This is a genomic window from Pseudoalteromonas denitrificans DSM 6059 (assembly GCF_900112265.1).
GTDB classification, from domain to species: domain Bacteria; phylum Pseudomonadota; class Gammaproteobacteria; order Enterobacterales; family Alteromonadaceae; genus Pseudoalteromonas; species Pseudoalteromonas denitrificans.
On sequence record NZ_FOLO01000028.1, the window covers coordinates 1 to 20,369 of the forward strand.

Here is a 20,369-nt window from a genome sequence, read left to right on the forward strand (position 1 = left end):
TGCCCACCGTTATGCTTTCAAATCGTTCTTGGTCGAAAGATCTGATCGCTAGGTGGGCAATTAGTTCACTTCTTATCCAGAATTCAGGTTATTTATGTACTTAATCTTATCCAGTATAGCTTTACATATAACGTAATCGAATTTATAAAATATCTCCCATAAAGCTACCCAGAACGCCTGTTCCTAATTAAAATGATATAACAACTAAAATCTAAAATAAGAATAATTAAAATGAAACTACCTCAAATGGGTCCTGCGTTTTTAGTGACCGCTGCTTTTATTGGACCTGGGACTGTGATTTCAGCCTCACTTGCCGGAGCAAATTTTGGCTTTAGCTTATTATGGGCTTTGTTATTTTCTGTAATAGCGACAATTATATTGCAAGAGATGGCTTCACGCTTAGGGATTGTCACTCAAGAAGGCTTAGGGGAAAATATTAGGTTGGCTTGTAAAAATAAGTTACTTAAAGTTATTGCGCTTATACTAACGGTAAGTGCGATTGTTATAGGTAATGGTGCCTATCAAAGTGGTAATATTTTGGGAGCGAGCTTAGGCTTAACTGGTATTTTTTCTGACATTAAACTATTTTCACATATTTCAATATGGCCTTTATTAATAGGAATACTCGCTTTTGTGATATTAATAATGGGAAGTTACAAACTTATTGAGCGGGCCTTAATGGTATTGGTTGGTTTAATGAGTTTTGCATTTATTGCTACTTTTATTATTAGTGAGCCTGATTTAAAATCTTTTTTTTCTGGCTTATTTATTCCTAGTATTCCTTCTGGTGCAAGTTTAACTGTTATAGCTTTAATAGGTACAACAGTTGTTCCGTATAACTTATTTTTACACTCATCGAGTGTCAGTAAAAAATGGCATTCACCCAAATACTTAAATGAGGCTAAAAAAGACCTTTATTTTTCAATTCCATTAGGTGGATTGATTTCTATTGCCATTGTTTCAACAGCTGCATCTGCTTTTTTTGGAAAAAATATATCTATCAATAATGCTGCGGATTTAGCTCCTGCCTTAAAACCCATTTTTGGCGATTTCTCTAGTATATTTATTGCCGTCGGATTATTTTCTGCTGGAATATCTTCAGCTATCACTGCACCTCTGGCCGCTGCTTTTGCTTTAACTGGTATTCTTAATTTAAGTAAAGATTTGAATTCTTATTCCTTTAAGCTTATCTGGTTAAGTATTTTATTAATTGGCGTTATTGTTTCAAGTTTAGGCTATAAACCGATTTCTATAATTTGGTTTGCTCAAATTGCAAATGGTATTTTATTGCCCTTAGTAAGTATATTTTTACTTTGGATCATGAATACAGACAAGTTAGGAGAATATAAAAATAATAAATTACAAAATATACTTGGTGGGATTGTTGTTATGATTACTTTATTATTAAGTACAAGAAGTTTGATGTCTGCGTTTGGAATGCTTTAATATGAAAGTAATTGATATTAATTGTGATTTAGGTGAAGGCGGCTGTATTGATGATTGTGATCTAGATGCTAAGCTTATGCAGTATATCTCTAGCTGTAATATAGCCTGTGGCGGGCATGCAGGTAATGAAGAGATTATTCGTAAATCACTATTAAATGCACAATTAAATGGTTTAAAAATTGGCGCGCACCCAGGTTATGCTGATAAGAAAAACTTTGGTCGAATTTCTTTAAAGATTAGTTCAGACATATTGCTTAACAGTATCCAAGAGCAGTTAGATTTATTTTTAAAGATTGCCAGTGAACTTGATATTCATGTGGAACATATTAAGTTTCATGGTGCCTTATATAACGACTTAGAACAAAACCCTGATCTTGCATCTTCGCTTTCTTCTCTGATAAAGCAAAATTATGCATACTTAAAAGTTGTCGGGCTTGCAGGTGGCTTGCTTGAAAAAAAGAGTCGTTTCTTAGGTTTAAGCTTTTTACCTGAGGGTTTTATGGATCGCAGTTATCTTTCTACAGGTATGTTAACTCCTCGTAGTAAAGCCAATGCAATGATTGAAGGTCGCAAAAATGTGATTAATCAGGCGCTTTTATTAGCAAATAATGATCCTATTTTAACTAGCGATCATCAGTATATTAAACCTAAGGTAAAAACAATTTGTTTGCATGGCGATAATGTAAATGCAATTTCAATTGCTAAAAATTTGAATGAAAGCTTGGTTAAAGCAGGGTTTATTATAAAGTGATAAAGCAAAATTTTAGAATTGTGAGTAATGGTGACTCTGCAATAACTATTTTATTTATTGATGAGATCTCAGAACTATTATCTCAAAAAATAATCTTGTTAAAATCATATGTATGGCAGGAATTCACTGATGATTTAGTCGATATCATTCCAGCATATCAAAGCCTTACAATCTGTTTTAAACCTTATCGCGATATGTACTCCAGATTAGAAAAAAGCATAAAACAGTTTTTTAATCAAAATTTACCTAAATTAGAATATGACTCTAAACTGATTGAGATCCCTGTGTGTTATGAACAGGAGTTTGCACCAGATTTAATTAAACTGGCAAAAAATTGTGGCTTAACGAGTGAGCAAGTTATTGATATACATACTCAGCATAATTATTTAGTGCATATGTTAGGCTTTTTACCCGGTTTTTTATATTTAGGAGGCTTGCCCTCAATTTTAACATGCCCTAGAAAGTCAATTCCTGAGTTATCTATTCCCGCAGGTTCGGTAGCGATTGGTGGAAATCAAACTGGAGTATACCCTGTTGCCAGCCCTGGAGGCTGGCATATTATAGGTAGAACACCCCTGAATTTGTTCAAGGCAGATGAAAAGAAGCCTTTTATTGCTAATCCATTAGATAAAATACGCTTTGTTTCAATAACAAAATTTGAATTTGACGCTATGAAAAAGAGTCAATTATGAGTATGTACTTTATAAAACCGGGTTTACAAACGAGCATCCAAGATTTAGGTCGATATGGACAAATGCATAACGGTATTTCAATTAGCGGCGCAATGGACCCAATTGCACTTAAGAAGGCTAATTGGTTATTAAATAAAAAGCTTGATTCTGCGGTAATTGAAATAACTCTAATTGGTCCTACAATACGCTTTGAATCAGATATGCTCATTGCGATATGTGGTGCAAATTTTGAATTAAGTTTAAATAATAAAGCGATTTTTAACGATCAAATTATTCATGTTTGCAGTGGTGATATATTAATGTTTGGTAAGCTGCTTTCTGGAAGTAGGGCATATATGAGTTATTCTTTGTCTTCTAATTTACCAAAAGTACTTGGTAGTTTTTCAACACATTTAACTGCTAATTTTGGTGGTTTTTTTGGTCGCCAATTTAAAGCTGGAGATAAGTTATTCCTGCATACAGGTGAAAATAAAAATGCGGCATACCGTACAATTTCAGAACAGTATCAAATTAATTATTCTCGGAGCTATTTATTAAGATGTGTTTCTTCTGTGGAGTCAGAGTTATTTTCAGATGTTCAAAAGACATCTTTTCTTAATAAAAAATATACAGTATCTAAAAATTCAAATCGTATGGGGATCCGGCTATCTGATATTGCTATGAAATTTATTAGTCCGATAAATATTGTATCTAGTGGTTTAACGCAAGGTAGTATTCAAATAACGCCATCAGGGCACGCGATTATATCATCTGTTGATGGTCAAACTATAGGGGGTTATCCTAGAATAGCTAATGTTATTAGTGCAGATCTTCCTATATTAGGTCAGTTAAAAGCAAAGGATAAAATTAACTTTCTATTTGTATCACATCAAAAAGCGCAACAAATATTTATTGAACAAAACAAAATATTGAATACTTTATTTGAAGAACCTGAATTTCAAATAAGTTAAGCTTCATCATTGCAACTTTAATCTCTTTAATTCAATTGTTTTTAACAAATGCAATTATGCACATAACTGCTGGATAGAGAGGCGAAAGCTCTCAAATTATTAAATCGACTTCCTTTTAACTGACTATAAATCAATGGAGTATGATTTATAGTTTAATTTAGTTTGTTTTGATAACAGATAGCAATTTTTTTAATAAACAGTCTATTTTAGAGATAAATTAAAGTTCTCAACTCTTTGCTTTAGCTAAAAAAGGGGACGGATTTTTTGATTTATGTAAATTAATTGTTTATTTTGAATAAAGTATATTGCATGCAATGTTAAAATTATGTTATTTTTGTACCTTCTTTAGGATGTTTTTGCTTTTGTTTTGTTGGGATTCAAATTGATTGTTTTAAATAAAAGTAAGCATATTTGATTAATAACTATAAATTGAGAATAAAATGAAATTTAATAAATTATTTATTGCAGTATCAACATTACTCGTAGGTACTACTGCTTATGCAGCCAAGGAGCCAAGTGCACCGCAACTGGCCCCAGCAAGTAAATTAGAAATAAAACATGAGCATGGTATTCCTGATGTAATAAATAAAAATGTGCCACAGGAAAAAAGTATATATCAGCCTATTTTATCTAAATTTAAACACTTAAAGTCTGATACTACATTAACTAATGCAGCGAAAGCTGCTTGTGATGTAAATGCTTTTGCAACATCAAACGCAACAAGTTTAATTAATGCAATAAAAACACAGGGCGCCAGTTGTGTTAATGAGTTATTTAATGCAGCTTCTAATGTGCAAGAAGCGACATACTCTTCTGATAATATGTTTGCAGTTGCAAATCATGTGAAGGCCTTGTCACAATCTTATACCGGTGGCGGTGATCCAGATATTGAGGCTATGTTTTTATATTTAAGAGCTGGCTACTTTGTTGAGTTTTACAATAATAACGTTAGTTTTATTTCTTGGGTAAAACCAGCAGTTAAAGGCGCAATCGATGCATTTGTAAATAATGCTCATTTTTACGATGATAATGATGCACATGGCAGAACTTTATCAGAAGTCATTATTTCTATGGATAGTTCTGAGCAGCAAGATATATATTTACCTGTAGTAAAAGAATGGTTAAGTAGATGGAATCAAAGTTATGCTGATAAATGGAATATGCGAAGTGCTGTTAATGGTATTTTCACAATATTATTTCGTGGACAGTATAACGATAATTTTAAGTCTATAGTTGCAAATGATACTAGCCTAATTAACTTATTAAATAATTTTACGCAAAAAAACTGGATGATTAACTCTGATTCTGAATATTTAATAGCCAATGCTGCACGAGAGCTAGGTCGTATGAAAAAATATACTGGAACCGCAATTCAGTCGAGTGTTGATTCTGGATTAAATGCTATTTTTTCTAGCTATAAAATGTATGGAAATGGCGACGCTGTTTGGTTAGGAGCTGCAGACACTGCAAGTTATTATGGTAACTGTAATGACTATAATATTTGTGGTTATGGTGATTTGCTTGAAGACGAAGTTTTATCACAAACTTATATTTGTAGCCCAACGATTAAAATACGCTCTCAGAATCTAACATCAGTTCAGCAGTCATCGGCTTGTGCAACTATGGGCGCTGAAGAAACTTATTTCCATACTAAATTGCAATCAGGCAATGTACCAATTCCAGGAGATAATAATAGTCAGTTACAAGTTAATATTTTCGATAGTTCAACCGATTATGGTAAATACGCAGGTCCTATTTTTGATATCAGTACCAATAATGGTGGTATGTACTTAGAGGGAGACCCATCTGTAGCGGGTAATATTCCTAATTTTGTTGCCTACGAGGCGAGTTACGCAAAACCAGATCATTATGTATGGAATTTAGAGCATGAATATGTGCATTACTTAGATGGTCGTTTTGATTTATTTGGTAATTTTAATACGCCAACTGAAAAAATAGTTTGGTGGGCTGAAGGGGTAGCTGAGTATGTTGCCAATCAAGATAATAACCAAGCGGCAATAGATACAATTCATGATGGTTCTACATATTCTCTAAGCGCTGTATTTGAAACAACCTATGATGGTTTTGACCAAGACAGAATTTATCGTTGGGGTTATTTAGCTGTACGTTTTATGTTTGAAAAACACTTTAGTGAAGTAAAAGCGATGTTAGCTGAAACTCGCAATGGAGATTGGACTGCCTATAAATCAAGGCTTAATACTTGGGTTGCAAATTATAGTGATGAATTTACTGCTTGGACACTGACGGTAAAAAGCGATGATGGTGGTACTAACCCTCCTGTAAATGAAATGCCGATTGCTATGACTGATGGTCCATATTCCGGAAATGTTAATTCAGTAATTAACTTTATGAGTAATGGTAGTTATGATCCTGATGGCACAATAACAACATTTAGTTGGGATTTTGGTGATAATACAACCAGTGATAAAGCAAACCCTAGTCATGCTTATGTCGTTGCAGCAAAATATGAAGTTTCTTTATCAGTAACAGATGATAGTGGTGCAGTAACAACAGTAACAACAACGGCTGATATATCTGATATCACAGTTCCTGGAAGTAATTTGCTAAATGGCGTTGCTATAAATACTTCAGGGATTCAAGATTCAGAAACCTTCTACACTATGCAAGTGCCGGATGGTGCAATTGACTTAAACTTTGAAATGAGCGGTGGTTCAGGTGATGCTGATTTATATGTACGCTTTGGTTTAGCACCTACACAAAGTAGCTATGATTGCCGACCATGGAAAACAGGTAATAATGAAACTTGTAACATTACTGATGTTAAAGCAGGTACTTATCATGTGATGATACGTGGCTACAATAGCTTTGATACTAGTTTAAAAGGTAGCTATGTATCAACGAGTAACATGCCTAATGCTTGTGTAACTCAAGGGCCGCAATCTGATACGAGACTACAAGATGGTGCTGAAATTTGTTTAGACAGTGGAACTGCTTGGTTAAGTATTGGTGATGTAAATGCTCATTCAAGTATTGCTATCACTACAGCTCATGGCATGGGTAATTTAGACTTAGAGTTTAGCAATTTTAGCTGGCCTAATGAGTCAAATGTGCAAGGCACTTCAAATAACTCTGGTAACAGCGAATGTATATACCTTACTAATTTAAGTGAATATTGGGGTTATATCAAAGTAACTGGTGAATCAGAAGGCGCATCTTTAATAGTTGACTTTGATACGCTTGGTTGTCGATAAACCTAATTTGTTACTTTATTAAGCCACAGTTATCCGTGGCTTTTTGTATTTATCACTAAATTATTTGATATGAGATTATGCTATAGGCTAATGTTGTTCCTAAAATTTATTTTTTGCTTGTTAGATAATTTTTGATGGATTAATAGAGGATGGATAACCATTTATTTTGTGGATCTCTATTTTGTAATATCTGAATGAAGTTAAGCATATTAATGGAAAATAGTGTAAGGAATGAACTATGAAAATCACAATTAGTTTAAGTGTAATAAGATCAAAAAAGGAAGCTTAGCTTCCTTTTTTGATAAATGAAAAGTTATTTATAATAACTTAAACATTTTTCAACTTCATTTTTAGAGCCTAAAATAACTTCAACTCTTTGGTGAATAGCATCAGGCTCAATATCCATAATAGGTTGGCCATCTGCAATTGCTAAACCACCTGCTTGCTCGACTAAAAATGCCATAGGGTTTGCTTCGTAAAGTAAACGTAGTTTATTGGGTTTTTTAGGATCTTTAGTGTCAGTAGGGTAAGTGAAAATACCACCGCGAGATAATACACGATGTACATCGCCCACCATAGCAGCAATCCAGCGCATATTAAAGTTTTTAGCTCTAGGGCCTGTATCACCGGCTAATAAGTCTGCAATGTAGTTTTGCATAGGTGTTTGCCAATGCCTTTGATTTGACATATTAACTGCAAATTCTTGTGTTTCTTCAGGAATAGACACAAAATCTTGAGTTAATAAGAAGCTACCGTGCGTTTTATCTAAAGTATAAAGGCGTGTGCCTTTCCCTGTTGTTAGGGCTAACATAGTTGATGGGCCGTATAATACGTAGCCTGCTGCAACTTGTTTTCTACCAGGTTGCATGAAAATACTTGGATCTGCTGCATCAGAGCCTTCAGGTGCTTCCATAATAGAGAATATAGTCCCTACTAAGGAATTAATATCTATATTTGATGAACCATCTAAAGGGTCAAAAGATACGATATATTTAGCATTAGGCTCTCCAGCAACAGTATAATCTTCTTCTTCAGATGCTATTGCCTTCACATAGCCAGACTCTAATAAAATGTCTTTCAATAATTGATTTGACAGTACATCTAATTTTTTCTGGGTTTCGCCTTGAATATTTTCATCTAATGTTGAACCCAGTACACCAGATAACTCGCCTTGGCCTACTCTAAATGAAATTTCTTTACAGGCTGCTAGGATTGTTCTTACCAAAGATAATAAATCTCTTGGACAGCCGTCTTCAAGTAATACAGGTGGGAGTCTACGCATTATTAATTCCTGAAAGCTAATTGTTTAATGATTTTGCTAACGTGAGAGTGCAAAATCAATTATTCTGGTTTATTGATGTATTTGACAGTTTTGTATATTGTGTATCATTCTAACCAGTATTTGCGTTTTGAACTCTAACTATCAAAGCTGAATTTAATTTTAACAACAAAAATAAAAGATAAAATTATGCCAAAACTTAAGTCTTTTGCACTTTTAATTTCGTTCTTGCTGCTGTCTATTATAACCCAAGCACATGCTGCACTTAAATCTATAAATGATTTTACCAAGGATATGAATAGATATCCTGGCTATTTTACATTTTTTTATGATGAGAAAAATGGAAACTTATATTTAAAACTCGATAAGTTGTCGCAACCTTTTTTGTTGCAACAAAGCTTACCTCATGGCTTAGGATCAAATGATATTGGGTTGGATCGCGGTCAAATGGGTGAAACTCGTCTAGTACAGTTTGAAGCTATGGGCAATAAAGTGATGCTACGCCAGCTAAATACTTATTATCGTGCTAATACACAAAATAAAGCGGAACAGCAAAGTATTAAAGAAGCATTTGCATCTAGTATTTTGCATGGCTTTAATTTAATTGCACAAGATCAAAATAGTTACTTAATTGATTATACACCTTATTTATTATCAGATGTGCATGGTATATCTCGTCAGCTATCGCAAAAAAAACAAGGGAATTATTTGGTAGATGAAACCAGAAGTGCTGTTTACATGCCCAGGTCAAAATCTTTCAGTAAAAACACCGAACTTGAAGCTGTGATCACTTTCAAAGGTTCAAAACCAGGAGAGTATATTCGCCAAGTTGTCGCAGACCCTTATTCAATTAGCTTGAATTTGCATCATTCTTTAATTGAATTGCCAGATGATAAATATCAGCCTCGTAAATTTCACTCACAATCAGGCTTTTGGAGTATAGAGTATAAAAATTATGCGGCTGCTTTAGATGAGTCTATGTTTGTACGTTATATCCCGCGTCATCGACTTTTCAAAAAAGACCCTAAAGCAAAATTAAGCGAAGCGGTGAAACCTATTATTTATTATTTAGATCCTGGAGTGCCGGAACCTGTGCGAAGTGCTTTATTAGAAGGCGCAAGCTGGTGGAATGATGCATTTGAAGTTGCAGGGTTTAAAGATGCATTTAAAGTGGAAATGTTACCAGAACATGCTGATCCTATGGATATTAGATATAACGTTATTCAATGGGTTCATCGTGCAACACGAGGTTGGTCTTATGGTTCATCTGTGATTGATCCTCGTACTGGAGAAATTATTAAAGGCCATGTAACTTTGGGGTCTTTGCGGGTTCGTCAGGATATTTTATTAGCGGAATCTTTAGCAGCACCTTTTACAAAGGGCGATGAGTCTATTCAGGATCCTGTAAGATCACAATTACAAAAAATGGCGTTAGATCGTATTCGACAATTAAGCGCACATGAAGTGGGGCATACCTTGGGCATAGCACATAACTTTTCAGCTTCAATTAAAAATCGTGCTTCTGTGATGGATTATCCGCACCCATTAGTGTCATTTAATGATGATGGGAGTTTAAATACCAGCGATGGTTATGCTATCGGCATGGGGGACTGGGATCTACAAGTGATTAAGTATGGCTATAGTGACTTTACTCAGCAAAATGAAACCTTATTACTAGCAAATATCTTAGCTGAAAATACAGCTAAAGGACTTGAGTTTATCTCTGATCCCGATGCGCGTTCGGTTGCAAATGTACATCCAACGGCGCATCTTTGGGATAACGGTCAAGATCCTGCTATAGAGTTAGAAAGGATATTAAATATACGTGAGAAAGCATTAGCGAAATTTGGTATTAAAAATATAAAATCTGGAACGGCTTTATCTCAATTAGAGGAGGTTTTAGTGCCTTTATATTTAGTACACCGTTTTCAGGTTGAGGCGACTGCTAAATTAATTGCTGGTGTAGATTATGATTATGAAGTGAGAAATTCAAATCAAATAAAAGGTGCTAAAGTTGTTGCTAAAGACAAACAACGACTGGCATTAAATGCTTTATTAATGACTTTAAATGTAAAAATACTTACTTTACCTGAGTCTATATTAAGCTTAATACCGCCTAAAGCTTATGGTGAATATAAAACCAGAGAAAGTATAAAAGGTAGAACAGGTGTTGTGCTTGATGCCTTAGCTTTAGCGGAAGCATCGGTTAATCATAGCTTGAAGTCATTATTAAATAGTCAAAGATTAAATAGGTTAAATCAGCAAGGTATGCGCTCAACAGTTAACTTAAACCTAGCTGATTTATTATTTAGCTTAAATGAAACTGTATTTGAGGTTTATCCAGAAAAAAATCTTAAGTTATTAGTACAACAAAGGGTTCAGTTTTTAATGGTAAAAGCTATCGCAGATAAAGCGGGTAATAAAGAGGTCGAACCTGAAGTTCAGGCACAATTAAGGTTTTACTTAACTAAATTAGCCTCGAATTTATCGGATATTTCTTTTTGGCAAAATAAATCTGCAGCCAATAACCAGTTTAAGGTATATTTGTCGCAGCAGATTAAAAGATATTTAAATACGGGTAAATGGCCCAGTGATTTTAAGGCATTAGATATGCCGCCAGGATCTCCTATTTAAATTTAAAAAATAATAATATTTGCCCGGTGATGCCGGGTTTTTTATTTCAAGCATTTGGAAATACTATGCATATTCATATTTTAGGCATTTGTGGTACCTTTATGGGTGGGATTGCAGCGATCGCTAAATCTTTGGGTCATAAAGTAACAGGTTCGGATCAAAATGTTTATCCGCCAATGAGTATTCAGTTAGAAGATTTAGGTATAGAGCTTACCCAAGGATATGATCCAAAACAGTTAGAGCCCCAACCTGACATGGTTGTTATTGGCAATGCAATGAGCCGAGGTAATGCATGTGTGGAATATGTACTTGAAAAAGGACTCCCTTATACATCTGGACCTGAATGGCTTAAACATAATTTATTAAAGGACTGCTGGGTACTTGCTGTATCAGGCACACATGGTAAAACCACAACATCGAGTATGCTTGCATGGATTTTAGAATATGCAGGATTAAAACCTGGTTTCTTAATTGGTGGCATAGTGCAGAACTTTGGTATGTCGGCAAGAATAGGTAAAACACCATTTTTTGTGATTGAAGCTGATGAATATGATACTGCTTTTTTTGATAAACGGAGTAAATTTGTACATTATCTTCCGCGAACACTTATTTTAAATAATCTTGAATTTGATCATGCGGATATTTTTCTTGATTTAGAAGCTATTCAAACCCAGTTTCATCATTTAATGCGTATATTGCCACAAAATGGTAAAGCAATTTGGCCTACTCAAGATAATGCTTTAGCGCAAGTAATAAGCAAAGGCTGTTGGAGTGAAACAGAACAATTAGGAAAAGACTGGTCGTATAACTTACTAAAATCAGATGGCAGTGAGTTTGATGTTTTATTATCAAATAAACGAGTTGGTAAAGTGAAATGGCAAGCCATAGGCGAGCATAATGTCAAAAATGCAATAATGGCAATTGCTGCGGCAAGGCATGTAGGTGTTTCTATAGAGTATGCTATAGATGCGCTTGCTGAATTCATTTCACCTAAACGTAGAATGGAGTTATTAGCAACCGTGAATAATATTACGGTATATGATGATTTTGCTCACCACCCAACGGCAATAAAAACAACTATTGCAGGATTAAAAGCGAAAGTATTAGAAGCTAAAGTTCCTGGGACTAAAATACATGCGATTTTAGAACCTAGATCAAATACGATGAAAATGGGAGTTCATGAAAATACTTTAATTAACTCTCTAAGTGATGCAGATGAAGTATATTTGTTTGAACCTGAACAATTAAGTTGGTCTTTAGCCCATGAGGCTAATAAAGCGAATGCATTTTGTTCAAAAAGTATAGAAGCTATCATGACACGTGTACTTGAAAACGTACAACCTAATGACCATATTCTGATAATGAGTAATGGCGGTTTTAATGGCATACATCAAAAGCTAATAACTGCTCTAAAGTCTAAGTTTGGAAACAAAAATGTCTGATTTTAATAAACCTATTACGTTAGCTTTTAGTGGTGCATCTGGTGCACCTTATGGCCTTCGTTTACTTAAAGTTTTAATTGAAAAAAACTATCAAGTTTATGTTTTAATATCTTCAGCGGCCCGAGTTGTATTAGATACTGAGTCGGATATTAAATTATCAGGCAATGAAGACAAAGCTAGCGAACAGTTAAGTGCACTTGTAAATGCCAAATCAAATCAACTTAAGGTGTTTGGTAAAGATAATTGGTTTAGTCCGGTTGCTTCAGGCTCAGCTGCACCTAAAAAAATGGTTGTATGTCCTTGTAGTGCAGGAACTGTTTCGGCAATTGCGACAGGTGCATCGGATAATTTGTTGGAGCGTTCAGCCGATGTTGTTATAAAAGAAAGAGGACAACTTATTTTAGTGCCGCGAGAAACTCCTTTTAGTGAAATTCATTTAGAAAATATGTTAAAGCTAGCTAAAATGGGAGTCACAATTATGCCCGCTGCACCTGGTTTTTATCATAAACCACAAACAATCGATGATTTAGTTGATTTTATGGTTGGTAGAATATTAGATCATTTATCCATTGAACATGACTTGCAAAAACGTTGGGGTTATAGTTCATATTAAAAGTAAATTCTGTGTAAAGTTAACAAAAACCTTCTTCTATAATCAAATCCTATTTATAGAATGCTCCAAATAAAATTCTTAGTTGAAAGTAAAGATAAGAGAAAATAATGACAGTTGCGCTTAATATTTCTGGTTTGAAAAAAACCTATAAAAATGGAGTTGAAGCCGTAAAAAGCATTGACTTAAAAGTTAATAAGGGAGATTTTTTCGCCTTGTTAGGTCCTAATGGGGCAGGTAAGTCAACCACTATAGGTGTGATTGCTTCTTTAGTGAATAAATCTCAGGGGAAGGTTGAAATCTTTGGTCATGATATTGATACACATCTAGAATTAGCGAAGGCCGAATTAGGTTTAGTACCACAAGAATTTAACTTTAGCATGTTCGAAACACTTAATAATATTTTAGTTACTCAAGCTGGTTATTATGGTGTGCCTAGAGCTGAAGCATTTAAACGTGCTGAAAAATATTTAAAACAATTAGAGCTATTTGATAAAAAAGATATGGCTGCCCGTACCTTATCCGGTGGTATGAAGCGTAGATTAATGATAGCCCGTGCTTTAATGCATAATCCAAAATTATTAATTTTAGATGAACCAACGGCTGGTGTTGATATTGAGCTTAGGCGTTCTATGTGGCAGTTTTTAAAAGAACTAAATGAGCAAGGGGTTACGATTATTTTAACCACGCATTATTTAGAAGAAGCAGAAATGTTATGTAAAAATATCGCAATTATTGATAAAGGTGTGATAGTTGAAGATACCAGCATGAAAGCTTTGCTTGCAAAACTCGACAAAGAAACGATTATTTTGGACTTAAAAAAACCAGTCAATGATGTGAACATGAATGGTTATGACTTTAAAATGACAGATGACCATACTCTTGAGGTGGATATTATGAAGTCTCAGGGGCTCAATCAAATATTTGAACAATTAAGTGCTCAAAATAATACTGTTTTAAGCATGCGCAATAAATCAAATCGATTAGAAGAGTTATTTATTTCTTTATTAGATAAAAATAAAGTAGCCCAAGAGGGAAATGCATAATGGATTTTTCAGGTAATTTTATTGCGTTAAAAAGTATTTGGATCAAAGAATGTATTCGTTTTTTACGTATTTGGGTGCAAACTCTAGTACCGCCAGCCATAACGATGAGTTTATATTTTGTCATATTTGGTAATTTAATCGGTTCGCGCATTGGCGACATGAGTGGCTTTAGTTATATGGAGTTTATTGTGCCTGGCTTGATTATGATGTCGGTGATCACCAATTCATACTCTAATGTTGCCTCAGCATTTTATTCAACTAAGTTTCAAAAAAGCATTGAAGAGTTACTGGTTTCACCTGTGCCTAATTATATTATTGTATTAGGATATATGGGGGGAGGCATGACACGTGGATTATTTGTCGGCTTAATTGTAACCTGTGTTTCAATGTTTTTTGTCGATATTCAAATTCATAATTTGGTTGTGATTGTATTGACTGTATTTCTAACTTCGGCTGTATTCTCTTTAGCAGGCTTAATAAATGCGATTTTTGCCAATAGCTTTGATGATATCAGTATAATACCGACCTTTATTTTAACGCCCCTAACTTATTTAGGCGGCGTATTCTATTCGATTACCTTATTGCCTGAATTTTGGCAAAATGTATCACAAATCAATCCAATTATTTATATGGTGAATGCTTTTAGGTTTGGATTTTTAGGGTATACAGATGTGAATTTAACGGTTGCATTTACAGTATTAATAACATTTATTACAGTTTTATTTTTAACAGCATTAACTTTAATCAAAAAAGGCATAGGGCTACGTCATTGATGAATGAATCAAATTCAAATTCAGCTAATTCGAGAAGCATTACAACAAATCAAACGGGCTTAAATGAAAAGCTTGATGAAATTGTATTACGGCATTTAAAAGCTGAATTTAAAAAACCTATTAGTGAACATACACAAAAAGCGTTTGATGAAGTTAATGAAAAAGTAACCAGCTTCGATGGTAATGTTATTTTAGACTCTTGCTGTGGGGTAGGAGAAAGTACAGCTAATTTAGCTAAACTTCATCCTAAGTCTCTTGTGATTGGTATTGATAAGTCTGCTCACAGATTACAAAAACATGATGTAGAGTACAAACAAAGTGAACAGGGTCAGTACATTTTAGTTAGGGCTGATTTAAATGACTTTTGGCGTTTGGCTGTGGCTGAAAAATGGGAAATAACGCATCATTATCTCTTATATCCAAATCCGTGGCCAAAGGCAAAGCATTTGCAACGCCGTTGGCATGGTTCTGCTGTTTTTCCTTATATTATTAAACTTGGCGGAATATTGGAGCTAAGAAGTAACTGGCAAACCTATGTTGATGAATTTGCACGTGCTCTAGAGTTATCTGGGCATATAACGACAGCTGAGTCATATCAAGCACAAGAAGCAATCACACCCTTTGAGCGTAAATATTGGGCCAGTGGCCAAAAAAGCCATAGATTGATTATTGAACTTTAAAATTACTATCTAAACTACCTCAGTAGACGTAAACGCTTTGAAATGAATTCAAAGCGTTTTTCATATTATGCTTTTAGTTTTAAAAACTCTAATTGTTCAGGTTCAAGTTTTGGTGGAATTTCCTCAGGTTCAGAAAAGTAATAGCCTTGTACAAACTTAACACCTATTTCTTCTAACATATCTAATACCAGCTTACTTTCTACAAATTCAGCAATTAATTGTAAATTTACTTGCTCGCTGAAACTGGCTATATGTTTAATAAATAGATATATATCCTGATCTGATGTTAGCTGCTTGATTAAAGAACCATCAAGTTTTATACCGTCAACTTCTAACTTTAATATATTGGAAATATTAGAGTAACCAGTACCAAAATCATCTATGACTATTTTTACACCTTGAGCGCGAGCCATACTGATAAATGCTTTGATTTCTGAAAAATTAGCTAAGGCTTCAGTTTCTAATAATTCAAAGGTAATATTACTTGGGGTGGGATAACGTTTGAGTTCGCCTTCTAAAAACTCTGCTAAGCTGGGATCTAGCATATCTTGTGCTGTTAAATTAATGCTCCATTTTATATTTGTTTTGCGAAACATTTCAGCACACTGCTTGAACATAGTTCGGGTTAATAGGCCATCCATTCTGCTGCGATTAACAACGGTTAAAAACTCACGAGGTTCTAAAATAGTGCCATCTTTATAGCGTATACGTGCTAAACATTCATATTGGACAACTTTGCCAGTAGCAACTTCGATAATCGGTTGAAAGTAAGGCAATACCATATGCTCACTAAATGCTTCTCTGATATCTTTTGCCATTTTTACATTGTGTTGATATTTGTTTTTAACCTCTTTTAGAGAATCTGAGTAACAAATACTAGTATGTCTACTTTGTTTAGCTTGCGCTGCAGCGATATGTGCATTTTCTAATAAAAAGTGTTTATTGCCTTTTGCAAGACCAGCACATAGAGTGACATAAATAAAAGGATCCGTAAGGATCGGGGTGCTTAAATTAAAATTATTAATTAAATGAGTTAATTTTTTACTGTTATTTAGCTCTTTGGTAAGTAGTACTATTTTATTTGTACATAGTCTGTATAAGGTTACATCTTTTTCAATTTGAGATTTAAACTTTTGTAATAAGTTTATCATGACGTTATCAGCAATCAGGCACCCATAAAAGCTATTGATATCTTCAAGATCATTGACCCAAATTACGGCTATTTGCAAATGTAACTGGTGACAGTTTTTCAGGTCATTTTCTAGGGCTATATGATTCGCAAATCCGGTGGTAGAGTCAGTACTTAAATTTCTTTTTAAAATTGATATATAAATAACGGCAACTAATACAGCTATAAAAAAGAAAAAACATGCAGTGATAAGAGTTTGTGTAATGCTTTTGGCTAAACGCGTATTTAAATTTTTAATGGTAATATCTGCTCCTGTTAAATAGGTTCGACCATCACTTGATTGATAAGGAACAAATATGGACTTGAATTCCCCCCATTGATCTTGTGAATATTCATAAACGGGTTCAGTGGAATAAAATGCGGTTTTATTATTGTGAGTTGCTTCAGAATATAAGTCGTAAAAATACGATAATTTGTTATTTTCTAAATCTGTAGCAGTATAACTTGAGGCAGTAAAATGTACTTGGTTGTCAATGAGGATCATAGCATAAACGTATTCTAAACCTAAGTTATGAGAGAATTCTGATAGCTTTTTACTTATATTTAAATATTGTTTTCGGTCAATATGAGAGGGACCATTAATATTATCATGGTAAGTATTACCTAAGATATGATGAACGCTGGTGGCTGCATCAAGTAATTTTGCATCAACAGAATCCATGATCTCTTGATAATTGTATTGATATATATAATACACATAAGCACTTAAACTCAGTGCAAAAGAAAATAAACCAAAAAGAGCCCAATTAACCTGAGGGTGGCGTTTAGTCATCACATTCCTTATGAAAACAAATATGCTTTTAGTTGGTCATTTTAATAAAAAGAGTTACAAACTTGCTTTTTTATTAAATATCTAGCAACTTTGTTTAGTTTAGATGCTAAATATAAATTTGTTTATTTTTTATTTAGAAAAGTAAAAAGTTTCATACCATGAACGTAAAATAGCTGATAAATTTGGCATATTACGAGACATTTTAAGGATTATTGAGTAAAGTTAACGAAATTTGCGATATCCCTTAGATCAAATTGTTAAATTAAAGACCTATGAATGAACAACAAATGAAAATAAAGCGTAATGCAGTCGCTTCTGAAGAAAGTTTAATGCGGATCTTTACCGCTCCTGAAGCGCCAGGTTCAACTTTAAATAGAATAGAACAAGAAATTTCGAGCAATTTAGTTGGCTTTTTAAATGAAAATATAGCTGCAATTGAAAAACCATTACATGAAATAGAAAAAGACTTTCAAGCGTCTCAGATCCCTGAGCAACCAACATTTGTTTCTGATCATGCAAATCAAATTATGGATAAACTTGTTGCCCATTCAGTGCACACTGCTGCACCTAGTTTTATAGGCCATATGACGTCAGCTTTACCTCATTTTGTTTTACCACTATCAAAGTTAATGGTGGGGTTAAATCAAAACTTGGTAAAAATTGAAACTTCAAAGGCATTCACACCATTAGAAAGACAAGTTTTAGGCATGATGCATCATTTAGTGTATGGCCAAGATGATAACTTTTATCAAAAGTGGATGCATAGTGCTAAAAATTCATTAGGTGCTTTTTGTTCAGGGGGAACGATAGCTAATATCTCTGCCTTATGGATTGCGCGAAATCGTTTATTAAAAGCCGATGGTGATTTTAAAGGGATTACCTCTGATGGCGTTATGGCTGCTATGTTACATTATGGTTATAAAGGGTTAGCTGTTTTAGTATCAGAACGAGCACATTATTCTTTAGGTAAAGCTGCTGATGTTTTAGGTGTAGGTCGTAGCAATTTTATTGCGATTGAAACAGATAATGACAATAAAGTGAATGTTATTGCGATGCGATCAAAAGCGCTAGAACTTGAAAGCCAAGGTATTAAAGTAATGGCGATCGTAGGTGTTGCAGGCACAACCGAGACTGGCAATATAGATCCCCTGAACGCATTAGCTGACTTAAGTGAGGAACTTGATTGTCATTTTCATGTTGATGCAGCCTGGGGGGGAGCCACTTTATTATCAAATAACAATCGACATTTACTTAAAGGAGTTGAAAGAGCTGACTCCATAACAATAGATGCACATAAACAGATGTACGTCCCTATGGGGTCAGGGCTTGTATTATTTAAAAATCCGAATGCATCAAATGTAATTGAACATCATGCTGAATATATTTTAAGGAAAGGGTCTAAAGATTTAGGTAGCCATACATTGGAAGGTAGTCGCCCTGGAATGGCGATGTTAGTACACGCATGTTTGCAAATAATTGGACGAGAAGGTTATGAAATGCTGATTGATAAAGGCATTGAAAAAGCGCGTTATTTTGCAGATTTAATTAAATTATCAAATGATTTTGAGGTAGTAACAGAGCCTGAGTTATGTATTTTGACTTATAGGTATGTGCCTGAAAAAATTAAGCAACTTTTATTAGCTGAAGGAAAAGATGCTCTTGATGAAAAAACTAAACTCGAAATTTATATTGCGTTAAACCGATTAACCGCGAGCATTCAAAAAAGACAAAGGGAACAAGGTTTTTCATTTGTATCTCGTACACGTTTAACACCATCTCAATATAATAAATTACCGACAGTTGTGTTTAGAGTTGTATTGGCTAACCCCCTTACTTCAGAGCCTATTTTACAAGACATTCTTGAAGAGCAAAAAGGGCTTGCTATAAGCGATCCTATTTTCAAAAAATATTTGAATAAGTATTTATAAATTTAGCTTGTATAAGTACAGCAGGCTACAATGGACGTAATCGTTTTTTACACGCTATGTAGCCTCATTAAATATCTTATTTATCAAGGTTTTTCAAGTTGACAGATCTTTGGTACAGCATATAACTTACTTGTCCTGCCGTTTTTTCTTTTATTTGTTTCCAACTATCAGGTACTTGAAAATCACTTAGTTCACTTTCTACTTCTAAATAAATTAAGGCATTATCAGCCAGTAATGAATATTGTTCTAATTTTTCACAGGTTATGTGTGCAAAACTTTCTCTAAAAGGAGGGTCAACAAATACGAGGTCAAATTTACTTTCTAAATTTTCCAAAAGTTTTAGGCTATCTCCGATTAATAGCTGTGCATTATTTACTTTCAGAGTTTGTAAATTATTTCTTAATTGCTTTGCTGCACTATCATTCAACTCTAAGAAGGTTACATTTTTTGCATATCGAGATAAAGCTTCAAAACCTAAACCTCCTGAACCTGCAAAACAATCAAGAACATTGGCATTTCTCACATCTGTCATCAACCAATTAAAAACAGTTTCCTTAACTCTATCTGTTGTTGGTCGTAAACCTGTAACATCTTGTACTGGAAGTTTTCTTCCGCGATATTGACCACTTATAATTCGAATGTGACCAGCATTGCTTTTATTTGATTTAATCGTCTTTTTTTTCATCTTGTGTGAAAGTCTTCTATGAAAGTGTTAACATTGCAAGATTGCGTTTATTTACATATTTTATCAGATTTATTTGAGTGGTTATTAGCAAGCATGGCAAAAAAAAATAAATTTCTTTCTTGGTTAGGTTTAGGCAACAAAAAAAATGCCGAAGAAAAACAAAAATCAGCACAGGAAACTGCTCAAGCAGAGCGATTAGAGCAAGAGAAAATAGCAAATCAGGAAGCTGAAAATGCTCGAATTGAAGCAGAGCGTTTAG

15 protein-coding genes and 1 pseudogene are annotated in these 20,369 nt (G+C 34.1%); 13 read left to right on the forward strand and 3 right to left on the reverse strand.

The genetic code is table 11. From position 1 onward, the window contains the following. Positions 1-231 precede the first annotated feature (231 nt). From BM088_RS15940 to BM088_RS15960, 5 genes are all read left to right on the forward strand, one after another. On the forward strand, positions 232-1,446 hold the full coding sequence (locus BM088_RS15940) for an Nramp family divalent metal transporter (RefSeq protein WP_091986497.1): 1,215 nt from the start codon (positions 232-234) through the stop codon (positions 1,444-1,446). Position 1,447: 1 nt separating this feature from the next. After that, positions 1,448-2,197 (forward strand): LamB/YcsF family protein, encoded by a 750-nt coding sequence (locus tag BM088_RS15945; RefSeq protein ID WP_091986500.1) that lies wholly within the window; start codon positions 1,448-1,450, stop codon positions 2,195-2,197. Further along, positions 2,194-2,889, forward strand: a complete 696-nt coding sequence (pxpB, locus tag BM088_RS15950) for a 5-oxoprolinase subunit PxpB (protein ID WP_091986503.1) — start codon at positions 2,194-2,196, stop codon at positions 2,887-2,889. The genes BM088_RS15945 and pxpB overlap by 4 nt, the downstream gene beginning before the upstream one ends. Beyond that, a complete protein-coding gene (locus BM088_RS15955) occupies positions 2,886-3,839 on the forward strand; it encodes a 5-oxoprolinase subunit C family protein (RefSeq protein WP_091986506.1) in 954 nt (317 codons plus the stop codon). Before pxpB ends, BM088_RS15955 begins: the two co-directional genes overlap by 4 nt. 440 nt (positions 3,840-4,279) lie before the next feature. Further along, positions 4,280-7,072: a collagenase gene (locus tag BM088_RS15960; RefSeq protein WP_091986510.1), complete on the forward strand. Its 2,793-nt coding sequence runs from the start codon at positions 4,280-4,282 to the stop codon at positions 7,070-7,072. A 313-nt stretch (positions 7,073-7,385) separates the two neighbouring features. On the opposite strand, the gene BM088_RS15965 is transcribed toward BM088_RS15960, so the two are convergent. After that, positions 7,386-8,354 carry a class 1 fructose-bisphosphatase gene (locus BM088_RS15965; protein ID WP_091986512.1) on the reverse strand — a complete coding sequence of 323 codons (969 nt, stop codon included), beginning with the start codon at positions 8,352-8,354 and terminating at the stop codon, positions 7,386-7,388. A gap of 186 nt (positions 8,355-8,540) precedes the next feature. Here BM088_RS15965 and BM088_RS15970 point away from each other — a divergent pair, with 186 nt between their 5' ends. The 6 genes from BM088_RS15970 to trmB all read left to right on the forward strand — a co-directional run bounded on the left by BM088_RS15970 (position 8,541) and on the right by trmB (position 15,536). Beyond that, on the forward strand, positions 8,541-10,985 hold the full coding sequence (locus tag BM088_RS15970) for a zinc-dependent metalloprotease (RefSeq protein ID WP_091986521.1): 2,445 nt from the start codon (positions 8,541-8,543) through the stop codon (positions 10,983-10,985). Positions 10,986-11,050: 65 nt separating this feature from the next. Further along, entirely contained in the window at positions 11,051-12,427 is a 1,377-nt protein-coding gene (mpl, locus tag BM088_RS15975; protein WP_091986523.1) for a UDP-N-acetylmuramate:L-alanyl-gamma-D-glutamyl-meso-diaminopimelate ligase, read from the forward strand. Beyond that, complete coding sequence (locus tag BM088_RS15980; RefSeq protein WP_091986526.1) at positions 12,420-13,040, forward strand: flavin prenyltransferase UbiX; 621 nt, start codon at positions 12,420-12,422, stop codon at positions 13,038-13,040. The genes mpl and BM088_RS15980 overlap by 8 nt, the downstream gene beginning before the upstream one ends. 107 nt (positions 13,041-13,147) lie before the next feature. Then, the gene (locus BM088_RS15985; protein ID WP_091986529.1) at positions 13,148-14,083 is read left to right on the forward strand and encodes an ABC transporter ATP-binding protein; all 936 of its coding nucleotides are present in this window, start codon (positions 13,148-13,150) and stop codon (positions 14,081-14,083) included. Beyond that, positions 14,083-14,856: an ABC transporter permease gene (locus BM088_RS15990; protein ID WP_091986532.1), complete on the forward strand. Its 774-nt coding sequence runs from the start codon at positions 14,083-14,085 to the stop codon at positions 14,854-14,856. The genes BM088_RS15985 and BM088_RS15990 overlap by 1 nt, the downstream gene beginning before the upstream one ends. Then, the gene (gene trmB / locus BM088_RS15995; RefSeq protein WP_091986536.1) at positions 14,856-15,536 is read left to right on the forward strand and encodes a tRNA (guanine(46)-N(7))-methyltransferase TrmB; all 681 of its coding nucleotides are present in this window, start codon (positions 14,856-14,858) and stop codon (positions 15,534-15,536) included. The genes BM088_RS15990 and trmB overlap by 1 nt, the downstream gene beginning before the upstream one ends. 65 nt (positions 15,537-15,601) lie before the next feature. Here the strand turns inward: trmB and BM088_RS16000 are convergent, their stop codons facing one another. Continuing rightward, a complete protein-coding gene (locus BM088_RS16000) occupies positions 15,602-17,497 on the reverse strand; it encodes an EAL domain-containing protein (protein WP_091986539.1) in 1,896 nt (631 codons plus the stop codon). A gap of 287 nt (positions 17,498-17,784) precedes the next feature. Here BM088_RS16000 and panP point away from each other — a divergent pair, with 287 nt between their 5' ends. Next, positions 17,785-19,425 carry a pyridoxal-dependent aspartate 1-decarboxylase PanP gene (gene panP / locus BM088_RS16005; protein ID WP_091986542.1) on the forward strand — a complete coding sequence of 547 codons (1,641 nt, stop codon included), beginning with the start codon at positions 17,785-17,787 and terminating at the stop codon, positions 19,423-19,425. Between the two features lie 76 nt (positions 19,426-19,501). Here the strand turns inward: panP and rsmD are convergent, their stop codons facing one another. Further along, positions 19,502-20,110: a 16S rRNA (guanine(966)-N(2))-methyltransferase RsmD gene (gene rsmD, locus BM088_RS16010; protein WP_091986545.1), complete on the reverse strand. Its 609-nt coding sequence runs from the start codon at positions 20,108-20,110 to the stop codon at positions 19,502-19,504. Positions 20,111-20,128: 18 nt separating this feature from the next. Between rsmD and BM088_RS27275 the strand changes: the two are divergent. Then, a pseudogene (locus BM088_RS27275) lies at positions 20,129-20,369 on the forward strand (hypothetical protein); the annotation flags it as partial.